Here is an 11,932-nt window from a genome sequence, read left to right on the forward strand (position 1 = left end):
GAGGATGTCAATCGCAGGTCAGGGTGCGCGACACGGGCAGCGCGGCGGTGATCCGCGCCCGCTCGGGGGCGATGGCCTCCTCACCGACAATCACGGTGTCCGGGACGGCGCCCTCGCGGGGCAGGCCGACCAGGACCCGGTCGCCCTCGTGCAGCGGGGGGTGGCCGACGACCTCTCGCAGGAGAACGATCTCGTCATCGCCGCCCTGTGTGTCCTTCTCCGGCTTGTAGAGACGGGTCGCCGTCAGCGTGACGCGCTCCTGTCCGGCGCCCGCGCCCGTGCCCGGTACCGGCTCCACCGCCGAGACCGTGCCCTCGACGACGAGCCGGGCGCAGGCGAGGTAGTGGGGGCTGCCGAAGGCGACACCGGCCGACTGCTCGGCGCTCGAGGCGTCGGCAGCGGCCTTGGCACCCGACGCCTCGGAGGCTCCTCCCCCGGTCTGCGTCACGAGCCAGCCCGTGCCGACGACCACCGTGGCGGCCGCCGCCGCGACGAGCGCCCCGAGGGCGATCCGCAGGGGGCGGCGGGTACGGCGGGGGCGGGCGGGCAGGGGCGTCACCGGAGCCCCGGCCCCGGCCTCCCGGTACTCACCGGCCCGGCGCTCACCGGCGTCGGCCAGTGCGTCCCCGATCAGGCCCAGCTGCTCCCGCAGCACGGCGACGTCGGCGGCGGCCGCGTCCCGCGCGGCCGTGAACGCCGGGTCCTGCCGGGCCCGCGCGGGCAGCGGCTCGTCGAGGAGCGCGGCCATGAGGGCGTCCATGCCGTCGTCCCGGGGCATGCCGACGTCCTGGGGGTCGTGGGCGGTCACGTCATACCACCTCGTCCTCGTGCAGGCGGGCGCGCAGGGCCCGGACCGCCGTGTGCAGCCTGCTCTTGACCGTGCCCTCCGGCACGCCGAGCTGGTCGGCTATCGAGCGCACCGGAAGGTCGGCGTAGAACCGCAGCACGACGACCTGGCGCTGGGCGTCGGGCAGCCCGTCCAGACCGCGGGCGACGGCGAGGGAGAGCAGGCGGGTCTCCTCGTCGGCGGGGAGCTGCTCCGCCGGGCGCAGCGCTGCGAGGCGCTCGCCGAGCCGCTCCTGGCGGCGTTTGGCCCGGTGCCAGTCCATGGCGAGGTTGGAGGCGACCACCGCCGCCCACGCGGAGACGTCCCGGGGCGCCTCCTGCCCGCTCGCGGCGCGTTCCAGCAGCCGCAGGCGAACCTGCTGCACCCCGTCCGGCAGGTCCGTCTGCGGCACTCCGCCGAGCGCGAGCACCGCCCGCACCCGGCGTTCCTGCGCCGCGTCCAGCGGGTCGTCGTCCGCGGCGCCGTACGCCGGCCGGCCGCGCCGGATTCTTCCGCGCAGCACTGCCCACCCCCTCACCCTGTTCCCCCTACGACGCCGGTCGGGCCCGGAACGTTCGGCCGGGTGCCGCGGACCGCGCAGAGGCGTACGTCACACCGCCGTGTGGGTGGGGCGGGGCGGGGCAGGGGACCTTGCGGTCGGTGACCCCCGACGGCTGATTTTCTGCGGCTCACAGGGGTGGCGACCGCAGGTCCGCGACCGGTGCCCGGTGCCGGTGCGTCCCACTGTTCGGGCAGAAGGCGTTAACAATTGGACAGGCGGGCCGTGGTCGGCCGCATGATGGAAAAGCCTCGGCCAGGTAACAGGAACGCGAAGAGACGCAGTAGGGAGACGCCGTGAGGGTCGGAATCGTCGGAGCCACCGGTCAGGTGGGCACGGTCATGCGCAGCATCCTCGAGGAGAGGAAGTTTCCGCTGACCGAGCTGCGCCTGTTCGCCTCGGCCCGCTCGGCGGGGACGGTCCTGGACGGGGTCACGGTGGAGGACGCGGCCACCGCGGACTACACCGGCCTGGACATCGTGCTGTTCTCCGCGGGTGGCGCGACCTCGAAGGCGCTGGCCGAGAGGGTCGCCTCGCAGGGCGCCGTCGTGATCGACAACTCGTCCGCCTGGCGCAAGGACCCCGAGGTCCCGCTGGTCGTCTCCGAGGTGAACCCGGAGGCGATCGCGAACCGCCCCAAGGGCATCATCGCCAACCCGAACTGCACCACGATGGCCGCCATGCCGGTCCTGCGTCCGCTGCACGCCGAGGCGGGCCTCGAGGCCCTGGTCGTCGCCACGTACCAGGCGGTGTCCGGCTCCGGCCTCGCGGGCGTGGCCGAGCTGCACGGCCAGACCCAGAAGGTCGTCGCCGACGCCGACAAGCTGGCCCACGACGGCGCGGCGGTCGACTTCCCCGAGCCCGGCGTCTACAAGCGCCCCATCGCCTTCAACGTGCTGCCCTTCGCCGGCAACCTCGTGGACGACGGTCTGAACGAGACCGACGAGGAGCAGAAGCTGCGCAACGAGTCCCGCAAGATCCTGGACATCCCGGAGCTGAAGGTCTCCGGCACCTGTGTGCGCGTCCCGGTCTTCTCCGGCCACTCCCTCCAGATCAACGCCCGGTTCGCCCGCCCGATCAGCGCGGAGCGCGCGACCGAGCTGCTGGCCGACGCCCCCGGTGTCGTCCTCACCGACATCCCCACCCCGCTCCAGGCCGCCGGCCAGGACCCGTCCTACGTCGGCCGCATCCGCCGCGACGAGACGGTCGACAACGGCCTGGCCCTCTTCGTCTCCAACGACAACCTCCGCAAGGGCGCGGCCCTGAACACCGTCCAGATCGCGGAACTGGTGGCGGCCGAGCTCAAGGGCTGAGACTCACCGCACTGGAAGGGGGCGTCCGCCGGTCAACCGGTGGACGCCCCCTCTTCCGCTCGAGTTTCCCGCTCGCGCGTTCATCCGATCCGGAGCTCGTAGCGCAGCCGTTGCCGATGGGCAGGCATGACCATGACGTCCGCCTGGATCGGGTGGTCATCTCGGTCCAGTGTGACTCTGCTCAGCCCGATGACCGGCTCGTCCGGGCCCATGCCGAGGATCTCGCGCTCCTCCGCACTGGGCATGCGCGCGGTCACGTCCTCACTCACCCGCACGCCGACGTGCCCCCGCTCGGCCAGGAAGGCCACCGCCCCGCCGGGGATCTTCCGCTTCTCGGCGAGACGGGTGCCGAGGGCGATACCCGCCGGGTAGTACGTGTCGGTCAACTCGCACGGCTCACCGTCGAGTCGGATGACCCTGCGACGCACGACGACAGTCTCAGCCCTGGACACGTCGAGCAGGCCGGCAACCTCGTCGGGAGCGGGCACGGCGCCGGCGTACACGATGGTCTGACTGCCCTTGCCTCCACGAGCCGCGGCCTCGGCGCTCCAGGCATCGGGCCGCCCCTTCCCTCGCGGCGTCAGATACGGCATCGAGGTACTGACCCACGTGCTCTCACTCACGACGCCCTCCTGCGGTGGCTGACCAACCTCACCGTTTTACACGTCAAGTGCCCTGCTCGGGCTGGACACCGCCGAGTCATCTTTCTGTTCTTCGCGATCCGTGGCCCTCGCCGATGATTTCGGCACGTGTGCGCACAATCCCGGCAAAACCGTGTGGGCGGTCTTCAGGACCGCCTCCCCAGGGAAAGAAGCACTCCGCCCGTGCCGGTGTCCAGGTCCGACCCACCTGCCGAAAAGCGTGAGCACTCCGGCCATCACTGTTCACATGTCGCTCGTTTGAGCGCCCATGTGACAGTTACCAGCTGACTGCTCACGGTTTTCAGCAAGGCGCCTCCCGACCTCACCACGTGAGGCGCGGGCGGCCTCGTGGCGGCGAGGCCCACATCGAGGACGAGGAGGAGTTCGCCGAACACCGGGTGCGCTACGGCTACCCCGACAGCGTCGTCGACAAGGCACGACAGACCTGCGAGTGGTTGAGGGAGGCGGGCCGCCGCGGGGGTGAGGGCGTCGAACCCTTCGCCTCGGCGTACCGCCACTGGCTCGGCCTGGTCGAGTAGCCGGGGCGTTGCCAGGTGGCGACAGCCGCTCCTCAGCCGGGTGCTCCGGCGGCTCATAGGCCCTCTGGAGCCGGGGCACCGCGGTCGTCGCGTCGTACCTCGTAGAGGAAGCAGCCGTGCTCCACGGCGCGGACGTGGACGAGGGCGACCTCCGGGTCGGTGAAGGCCTCCGTGAGGGCGGGGGCGAAGGCGTCCGGGGTTTCCACCAGGCGGCCGCCCAGGATGCGGCCCTCGGCGGAGTAGCGGCGCAGCATGCGGTGGGCGTGGGTGAAGGGGAGGCCTGCGTCGGGCGACGGTCCCGCGCACTGCTCGGCGTGGATGAAGACCGGGCCCTGCTCGTCGTACGCGCCCGGGTCGGCGCCCGTCCGGGCCGCCCAGCGGCGCAGCGGGGCGTACGACACCAGGGCGATCGTCTCGCCCGGCGTGCTGCGGCGCAGGCAGCAGCGGAGCGGGGCGCCGCCCTCGTCGTCGGTGCGGGGGATCGCGGGGCGGCCCGCGTCGTCCAGGGTGCGCAGTTCCCTCAGGACCGGTGCCGGGACGGGGTGGGCGGTGTGGTGGGTCGTCGTCATGGTTCCAGGCTCGCGCCCGGCCGGGCGCGCCACCGGCGGGAAATGGTCATCGCGTTCCGTGCCGGTCACGTGGAAGGATGACACAACCCACACATAACGAGGAGATGACCGCGTGCCTGGCACAAACCTGACTCGCGAAGAGGCGCAGCAGCGGGCGAAGCTGCTGACCGTTGACTCGTACGAGATCGACCTCGATCTCTCCGGCGCGCAGGAGGGCGGCACCTACCGGTCCGTGACCACGGTGCGCTTCGACGTCTCCGAGGACGGGGACGGGGCGGAGTCGTTCATCGACCTGGTGGCTCCCACCGTCCACGAGGTGACCCTCAACGGGGACTCCCTCGACCCCGCCGAGGTGTTCGAGGACTCCAGGATCGCCCTGCCGGGTCTGCTTCCGGGCCGCAACGTCCTGCGGGTGAGCGCCGACTGCGCGTACACCAACACCGGTGAGGGCCTGCACCGGTTCGTCGACCCGGTCGACGACCAGGCCTACCTCTACACCCAGTTCGAGGTGCCGGACGCCCGCCGGGTGTTCGCGAGCTTCGAGCAGCCGGACCTCAAGGCGACCTTCCAGTTCACCGTGAAGGCCCCGGAGGGCTGGACCGTCGTCTCCAACTCGCCGACGCCCGAGCCCCGGGACAACGTCTGGGAGTTCGAGCCGACGCCGCGGATCTCGACGTACATCACCGCGCTGATCGTCGGCCCGTACCACTCCGTGCACAGCGTGTACGAGAAGGACGGCCAGTCGGTGCCGCTCGGCATCTACTGCCGGCCCTCGCTCGCCGAGTTCCTCGACGCGGACGCCATCTTCGACGTCACGCGCCAGGGCTTCGAGTGGTTCCAGGAGAAGTTCGACTACGCGTACCCCTTCGGGAAGTACGACCAGCTGTTCGTGCCGGAGTTCAACGCGGGCGCGATGGAGAACGCCGGTGCCGTGACCATCCGGGACCAGTACGTCTTCCGGTCGAAGGTGACGGACGCCGCCTACGAGGTGCGGGCCTCGACGATCCTGCACGAGCTGGCCCACATGTGGTTCGGCGACCTGGTCACCATGGAGTGGTGGAACGACCTGTGGCTGAACGAGTCGTTCGCCACCTACGCCGAGGCCGCCTGCCAGGCGGACGCACCGGGCTCGAAGTGGCCGCACTCGTGGACGACGTTCGCGAACTCCATGAAGACCTGGGCCTACCGCCAGGACCAGCTGCCGTCCACGCACCCGATCATGGCCGACATCCGTGACCTGGACGACGTGCTGGTCAACTTCGACGGCATCACGTACGCCAAGGGCGCGTCCGTCCTGAAGCAGCTGGTGGCCTACGTCGGCGAGGACGCCTTCTTCAGCGGCGTGCAGGCCTACTTCAAGCGTCACGCGTACGGCAACACGCGCCTGTCCGACCTGCTGGGCGCCCTGGAGGAGACCTCCGGCCGCGATCTGAGCACCTGGTCGAAGAAGTGGCTGGAGACGGCCGGCATCAACGTGCTGCGCCCGGAGATCGAGACCGACAGCGCGGACGGCACGGGCCTCATCACCTCCTTCGCCATCCGCCAGGAGGCCCCGGCCCTGCCCGCCGGCGCCAAGGGCGAGGCCACCCTGCGCCCGCACCGCATCGCCGTCGGCCTGTACGACCTGGACGAGGCGAGCGGCAAGCTGGTGCGCGGCGACCGGGTCGAGCTGGACGTCGACGGCGAGCTGACCGCCGTGCCGCAGCTCGTCGGCAAGGCCCGTCCCGACGTGATCCTGCTCAACGACGACGACCTGTCGTACGCCAAGGTCCGCCTGGACGAGCGGTCGCTGGCCTTCGTCACCGAGCACCTCGGCGACTTCGAGGCGTCCCTGCCGCGCGCGCTGAGCTGGGCGTCGGCCTGGGACATGACCCGGGACGCCGAGCTCGCCACCCGTGACTACCTGTCCCTGGTGCTGTCGGGCATCGGCAAGGAGTCGGACATCGGCGTGGTGCAGTCGCTGCACCGCCAGGTGAAGCTGGCGATCGACCTGTACGCCGCCCCGACCGCCCGCGAGGCCCTGCTCACCCGCTGGACGGAGGCCACCCTGGCCCATCTGCGGGCCGCCGAGGCGGGCAGCGACCACCAGCTGGCGTGGGCGCGCGCCTTCGCCGCGACGGCGAGGACGCCGGAGCAGCTGGACCTCCTCGAGAGCCTGCTGGACGGCACGCAGACGGTCGAGGGCCTGGCCGTCGACACGGAGCTCCGCTGGGCGTTCGTGCAGCGGCTCGCGGCGGTGGGCCGGTACGACGAGGCCGAGATCACGGGCGAGTACGAGCGTGACAGGACCGCCGCGGGTGAGCGGCACGCCGCCACCGCGCGCGCCGCCCGGCCGACCGAGGAGGCCAAGGCGGAGGCGTGGGCGTCGGTCGTCGAGTCCGACAAGCTGCCGAACGCGCTCCAGGAGGCGGTGATCGCCGGCTTCGTCCAGACCGACCAGCGTGAGCTGCTGGCGCCGTACACGGAGCGGTACTTCGAGGTGCTCAAGGACGTCTGGGAGTCCCGTTCGCACGAGATGGCCCAGCAGATCGCGGTCGGTCTCTACCCGGCGATCCAGGTCACCGGCGAGACCCTGGACCGCACCGACGCCTGGCTCGCCTCGGCCGACCCTAGCCCGGCCCTGCGCCGTCTGGTCTCCGAGTCCCGCGCGGGCATCGAGCGGGCCCTGCGCGCCCAGGCCGCGGACGCGGCGGCCGAACGGGCGTAACCCGTACGCGTACGCATCAGGGGCGCCCGGCACGAGTCACTCCGGGCGCCCCTCGCCGTGCGGAGGCCCGTACGAAGGTCCGCCGGCGCAGTGCTTCGACCAGGCGCCTGCGCAGGGCCTCGTCCTCGAGCGGCGCCGGCGTACCTCCGTGAACGGGCGTCCTGCGGACCCGGGGACGGCGGGGGCCGGGGAATCGTCCGACGCCGCCCGGCTGCGCGGAGCGACCTGGCCCACCATCGTTGCCCCGAACACCAATTCCATGCCGGTCAGCTGCCACGGCGTCAGCGTCTCGCCGAGCGCCGCCCAACCGACGACGGCCGCGGTGAGCGGGGAGAGCGGGCCGAGGAAGGTGACCTGGGTGGCGGTGGGTCGGTAGCTGCCGCGGCACCAGAGCCAGTACGCGACCGCCGTGTTCGCCAGGGCGAGGTGGAGGTAGCCGCAGACCGCCGGGCCGTTCAGCGCGGATGGCGCCCCCCTCGGCCACGAGGGCGAGCGGGGCGATCAGCAGGCCGCCCGCGGTCGGTTGCCGGCCGGTGAGCGCGAGCGGGCCGGCCGACGTCCGGGGCGAGGCCGGCCATGACCGCGAGGCCGGTGACGACGACGTGCTCGTTCCGGGTACGGCTCGGGGAGCCGCTCAGCCGCCGACGCCCCTCAGGTCCAGCAGCTCGTCGTCGGCCGGCGGCTCCACCTTCAGGGGCTTTCCGAAGTCGCTGAACGTGGTTGTGGTGCGGAGGTCGGTGCCCTTGTAGTCGACCTTGAGCAAGTAGGGCTTGCCCTCTGTGGCGACGTGGAACGTGTAGGTGCCGCCCTTGTCCTCCGCGTCGGTCACCACCAGCGCGAGGGCCGGGCGCCCGTCGACCTCGGCCGGTCCGCCCTCCTTCACCTTGCCGAACGCGGCGAACGGCCAGGTGCAGTCGGAAAGCCCGTCGCCGGGCACCGAATCACTGGACGTTTTCTTGATCCAACGGTCCTGCTCCGCCCCACTCGGCGTCTCCCGCCCCGCCCACTGATCGAGGTAGGCGCGGTTCGGCCGGATGTAGTCCGTCTCCTTGATCCGTATCTGTTCGAGCGCGGCGCCCGACTCCGAGGACGACCTGAATGTGCAGGTGCTCTTGAGGTCGGTCCTCAGAACGCTGGTGGAACGTTCCCCGTCGGTGCGGGTGGTCTCCGCTTCGATGGTCACCGACGTGAGCGACTCCATCGTCCTGTGCGCGTCATCGAGCGACTGCCAGGCGGAGCGCTCGTCCGTTGCGGCGTCGCCCGAACAGCCGGTCACGGTGACGCCGAACATCAGGCAGGCCACCATGGCCGTCACAACGGTCGAGGTCTTTCCCATGGAGCCCCCCAAGGTCATGGCCATGATCCAATGCAGGCGGAGAGCCTACTTCACCGCCGTCCCTCCGATCGGAACCGGCATCCGGCACGGCCGCGGGTGACCGGCCGGCCCTGAATGCCCCGACGCCTCCAGGAGGAGACACCCGCGCCCCGCCGGACGTCCGGCCTTCGGACGTCTTGGCGCGTGGGGCCCTCGGGGACATCCCCGCGTGACTCCGTACTCGACGGAGAGCGGTGTTCCGACAGCGGTTTTGACGGCAATCGATTCCGTCTCCCCGCGGGTACGGTGAGCCGCTCCTCGAACCGGAACGGTACGCAGCACGAAGGGCGCCGACCCCGCCGCGTACGGCGATTCACGCGTACGCGACGGGGCGGCGCCCTCGGAAAACTGCGGGGACGACCGACCGGGGTCCGGGGCCGGGGTCAGGCCTTGGCGTCGGCCTTGACGTCCGGCTTGATCCTGATGTTGGAGCTGGTCGTGTCCTTCTTCTTGTGCGACTTGTCGAGGACCATCACCAGACCGGCGATGACCAGGAAGAGCACGATCGGGGCCACGACGTAGAGGCCCAGCGTCTCGCCGACGCTCAGGCCCGTGCCGGGGTCGTCCCCGTCGTCGCGGGTGAGCGCGAGCGCGGGGGACGTCATGAGCAGCATCATCAGCGTCGTACCGGCTGCCAGGGCGCCGGCGCGCAGGGCGTTCGTCTTGTCCACGGTGCCCAAACTAGCGAACGCCCAGGGGGCCTGCGCGCCCGGGGTGCCGTACGGGGCCCCGGTCGGACCGGATGTGCCCCGGTCCGACCTGTTCTGTCCTCAGGTGTCGCCGCTCGCACCGCCCGGTCGAGCGGCGGGGGTGACGTGGGTGCGGACGACGTCGAGCAGCGCGTGCAGCCGCGGGGAAGCCGTCAGGTCCTCCAGCGCCATCGGGCGGCCTCGCGCGTCGGCGATCGGCAGGCGCCAGTTCGGGTACTGGTCCCGGGTACCGGGGAGGTTCTGCGGGCGCCGGTCGCCGACGCCGTCGGGGAGCCAGACGCCGATCATCCGGGCGGGAGTGCGCAGCAGATAGCGGTGGACGGCCTGGATCCGTGCCTCCTCCTCGGACTCCTCGGACTCCTCGGTGCCGGCGGTACCGTCCGCACCGTGCAGCAGGCCGAGCCGGGCCAGCAGCTCCAGCCACTCCCCGGTGTCGGCGGCGGCCTCCGCGCGCTCCTCGGCCAGGGGGCGGGCGAGCAGGCCGAGGCCGTCGCGGAGCTCGACGTGCTCGCCGGTGAGGCGGGCAGCGGTGGGCGGCAGGTCGTGGGTGGTGGCGGTGGCCAGGCAGTCGGCACGCCAGGCCCCGGGCGGCAACGGCCGGCGGTCGCCCTCCCAGTCCCGTTCGAACCAGAGCACCGAGGTGCCGTACACCCCGCGTTCGCGCAGTGCCTCGCGCACCCCGGGCTCCACCGTACCCAGGTCCTCGCCGATCACCACCGCCCCGGCGCGGGACGCCTCCAGGACGAGGACGGCGAGCATGGCCTCGGCGTCGTGGCGGACGTACGTGCCCTCGGTGGGCGGGTGGCCCTCGGGGACCCACCAGAGCCGGAACAGGCCCATCACATGGTCGATGCGCAGGGCGCCCGCGTACCGGAAGAGGGCCCGGAGCAGGGCGCGGAAGGGCGCGTAACCACAGGCGGCGAGCCGGTCGGGACGCCAGGGCGGCAGGCCCCAGTCCTGGCCGCGGGCGTTGAAGGCGTCGGGTGGTGCGCCGGCCGACATGCCGGCGGCGAGGGTGTCCTGCTGCGCCCAGGCGTCGGAGCCGCCGGGGTGCACGCCGACCGCGAGGTCGTGGACGATCCCGAGCGGCATCCCGGCCTCGCGGGCGGCCCGCTGGGCGGCGGTGAGCTGGGTGTCGGTGAGCCAGGCCAGCCAGGAGTGGAAGTCGACGCGGGCCGTCAGCTCGCGGCGGGCCCGACGGGTCTCGGGTGAGCGCGGGTCGCGCAGGCCCTCCGGCCAGGCCTGCCAGTCGGGGCCGTGCACCTCGGCGAGCGCGCACCAGGTGGCGTGGTCCTCCAGGGCCGGGCCCTGCTCGGCGAGGAAGTCGCGGTAGGCGGCGAGCCGGCCGGGCCCGAGCGGCACCTCGTTCACCAGTTCGAGCGCGGCCTTCTTGGCCTCCCACACGGCGTCCCGATCGATCAGGGCGCCCTCGTCCAGCACCGCCTCGCGCAGTTCCGCGGCGCGTCCGCTCAGGGCCCGCAGCCGGTCTCGGCTCTCGGCGCCCGAGACGTACGCGAACTCGGGGACGTCCTCGATCCGCAGGTGGACCGGGTCGGGGAAGCGGCGCGAGGAGGGCCGGTAGGGGGATGGGTCGGTCGGAACGCCCGGGACGGCCGCGTGCAGGGGGTTGATCTGGACGAATCCGGCGCCGAGCGTACGGCCCGCCCAGGCGGCCAGCTCACCGAGGTCACCGAGGTCACCCATGCCCCAGGAGCGGCGGGAGAGAAGCGAGTAGAGCTGGACGAGAAGCCCGTACGAGCGGGCCGGGGGCGCGGGTAACGCGGCCGGGGCGACGATCAGGTGGGCCTCGGCGGTGCGGCCGTCGGGCGCGGTGGCGGTGACCCGGTGCACGCCGGGCGGGAGGTGCGCGGCCGAGGCGCGGGTCTCGCCCTGCTCGGTGCTCACCAGCAGGCGGGTGCCCTCGGGGAGCGCGGCCAGGGCGGGCGGGACGCCGGGACCCCAGCCGACCACGGTGGGCGGCAGCAGCCGCTCGGCCCGTTCCCGCTCGCCGGCGGCGAGCGCGTCGCGGACGGCCTCCGGCGTGCCCGCGTCCACGCCGAGCGCGGCCAGGGCGAGGGTGACGGCGGTGGCGGAGGCGGCGACCGTACGGTCCGGGGAGGGGTTGTAGGAGGTGGCGACGCCGTGCAGGGCGGCGAGCAGGGCCAGGTCCTCGGACGGGGGCCCGGAGGACGAGCGCCCGGAGGCCGGGGGCCCTGGCGGAAGCTCGGCGGGCGGCGGCTCGGTCGCCGGCTCGGTCAGCGGCTCGGTCGGCGGCTCGGCCTGGCCGGGCGCGGCCATCTAGGGCTCCGGGACGTACTGGGCCGGGAAGGAGTCGAGTCCGGTGGAGTCCATGGCGGCGTCGGACTCACTGGTCAGCGGGGCGGCGTCGGCGAGCGGGGGCTCGCTGGTGAGGGGTTCGGCGTCGGGCAGCGGGGGCTCGCTGGTGAGCGGGACCTCGGCGCGGGGCCCCTCCGCGCTGAAGACGCAGGCGTGCAGCCCTTCGGGTTCGGCGGACGGCTCCGCCACGGGTTTGGACAGGGCCGGGGACAGGACATAAGCCGGTGCGGCAACCACAGACGGTCTCCTTGTCGAGGTCATTGGGCATCGAGCATCGGGCATTGAGCGTTGGGGCAAGTCGCTCGGTCGGGTTCCCCGCAGCCCCTACCCACAGGACGCGAGACCAGACGCACCCA

11 protein-coding genes and 1 pseudogene are annotated in these 11,932 nt (G+C 72.6%); 3 read left to right on the top strand and 9 right to left on the bottom strand.

Features of this window, described 5'->3' with window-relative positions; all coding sequences use genetic code 11:
* Nucleotides 1-7: 7 nt before the first annotated feature.
* Together JL475_RS13575 and JL475_RS13580 are read right to left on the bottom strand one after the other, a co-directional pair.
* Nucleotides 8-808, bottom strand: coding sequence for a hypothetical protein (locus JL475_RS13575; RefSeq protein WP_307825040.1), 801 nt, complete (start codon nucleotides 806-808; stop codon nucleotides 8-10).
* A gap of 1 nt (nucleotide 809) precedes the next feature.
* Nucleotides 810-1,349, bottom strand: a complete 540-nt coding sequence (locus JL475_RS13580) for an RNA polymerase sigma factor (RefSeq protein ID WP_202277841.1) — start codon at nucleotides 1,347-1,349, stop codon at nucleotides 810-812.
* 332 nt (nucleotides 1,350-1,681) lie between these two features.
* On the opposite strand from JL475_RS13580, the gene JL475_RS13585 reads away from it, so the two are divergent.
* Nucleotides 1,682-2,698: an aspartate-semialdehyde dehydrogenase gene (locus tag JL475_RS13585; protein ID WP_202277842.1), complete on the top strand. Its 1,017-nt coding sequence runs from the start codon at nucleotides 1,682-1,684 to the stop codon at nucleotides 2,696-2,698.
* Between the two features lie 80 nt (nucleotides 2,699-2,778).
* Here JL475_RS13585 and JL475_RS13590 read toward each other — a convergent pair whose 3' ends face one another.
* Entirely contained in the window at nucleotides 2,779-3,321 is a 543-nt protein-coding gene (locus JL475_RS13590) for a UTRA domain-containing protein (protein ID WP_202277843.1), read from the bottom strand.
* Between the two features lie 347 nt (nucleotides 3,322-3,668).
* Between JL475_RS13590 and JL475_RS13595 the strand changes: the two genes are divergently transcribed.
* Entirely contained in the window at nucleotides 3,669-3,878 is a 210-nt protein-coding gene (locus JL475_RS13595) for a hypothetical protein (RefSeq protein WP_202277844.1), read from the top strand.
* Nucleotides 3,879-3,931: 53 nt separating this feature from the next.
* On the opposite strand, the gene JL475_RS13600 is transcribed toward JL475_RS13595, so the two are convergent.
* The gene (locus JL475_RS13600; RefSeq protein ID WP_202277845.1) at nucleotides 3,932-4,447 is read right to left on the bottom strand and encodes a DUF1203 domain-containing protein; all 516 of its coding nucleotides are present in this window, start codon (nucleotides 4,445-4,447) and stop codon (nucleotides 3,932-3,934) included.
* Between the two features lie 112 nt (nucleotides 4,448-4,559).
* On the opposite strand from JL475_RS13600, the gene pepN reads away from it, so the two are divergent.
* On the top strand, nucleotides 4,560-7,154 hold the full coding sequence (gene pepN / locus JL475_RS13605; RefSeq protein ID WP_202277846.1) for an aminopeptidase N: 2,595 nt from the start codon (nucleotides 4,560-4,562) through the stop codon (nucleotides 7,152-7,154).
* Between the two features lie 36 nt (nucleotides 7,155-7,190).
* On the opposite strand, the pseudogene JL475_RS13610 reads toward pepN, so the two are convergent.
* From JL475_RS13610 to JL475_RS13630, 5 genes and pseudogenes are all read right to left on the bottom strand, one after another.
* A pseudogene (locus JL475_RS13610) lies at nucleotides 7,191-7,704 on the bottom strand (DMT family transporter); the annotation flags it as partial.
* Nucleotides 7,705-7,788: 84 nt separating this feature from the next.
* Nucleotides 7,789-8,514: a hypothetical protein gene (locus tag JL475_RS13615; protein ID WP_307825041.1), complete on the bottom strand. Its 726-nt coding sequence runs from the start codon at nucleotides 8,512-8,514 to the stop codon at nucleotides 7,789-7,791.
* A 398-nt stretch (nucleotides 8,515-8,912) separates the two neighbouring features.
* Nucleotides 8,913-9,200 carry a hypothetical protein gene (locus JL475_RS13620; protein WP_202277847.1) on the bottom strand — a complete coding sequence of 96 codons (288 nt, stop codon included), beginning with the start codon at nucleotides 9,198-9,200 and terminating at the stop codon, nucleotides 8,913-8,915.
* 99 nt (nucleotides 9,201-9,299) lie between these two features.
* Nucleotides 9,300-11,537 (bottom strand): 4-alpha-glucanotransferase, encoded by a 2,238-nt coding sequence (gene malQ, locus JL475_RS13625; protein WP_202277848.1) that lies wholly within the window; start codon nucleotides 11,535-11,537, stop codon nucleotides 9,300-9,302.
* Nucleotides 11,538-11,813: a hypothetical protein gene (locus JL475_RS13630; RefSeq protein WP_307825042.1), complete on the bottom strand. Its 276-nt coding sequence runs from the start codon at nucleotides 11,811-11,813 to the stop codon at nucleotides 11,538-11,540.
* Nucleotides 11,814-11,932: the final 119 nt, after the last annotated feature.

Origin of the sequence: Streptomyces sp. M2CJ-2 (genome assembly GCF_016757295.1) — a bacterium.
Taxonomy (GTDB): Bacteria; Actinomycetota; Actinomycetes; order Streptomycetales; family Streptomycetaceae; genus Streptomyces.

Excerpts from the sequence above, each read along its gene's own strand:
- malQ (WP_202277848.1), bottom strand. The coding sequence starts at position 11,537 with ATGGCCGCGCCCGGCCAGGCCGAGCCGCCGACCGAGCCGCTGACCGAG.
- JL475_RS13600 (WP_202277845.1), bottom strand. The coding sequence starts at position 4,447 with ATGACGACGACCCACCACACCGCCCACCCCGTCCCGGCACCGGTCCTG.
- JL475_RS13615 (WP_307825041.1), bottom strand. The coding sequence starts at position 8,514 with ATGGCCATGACCTTGGGGGGCTCCATGGGAAAGACCTCGACCGTTGTG.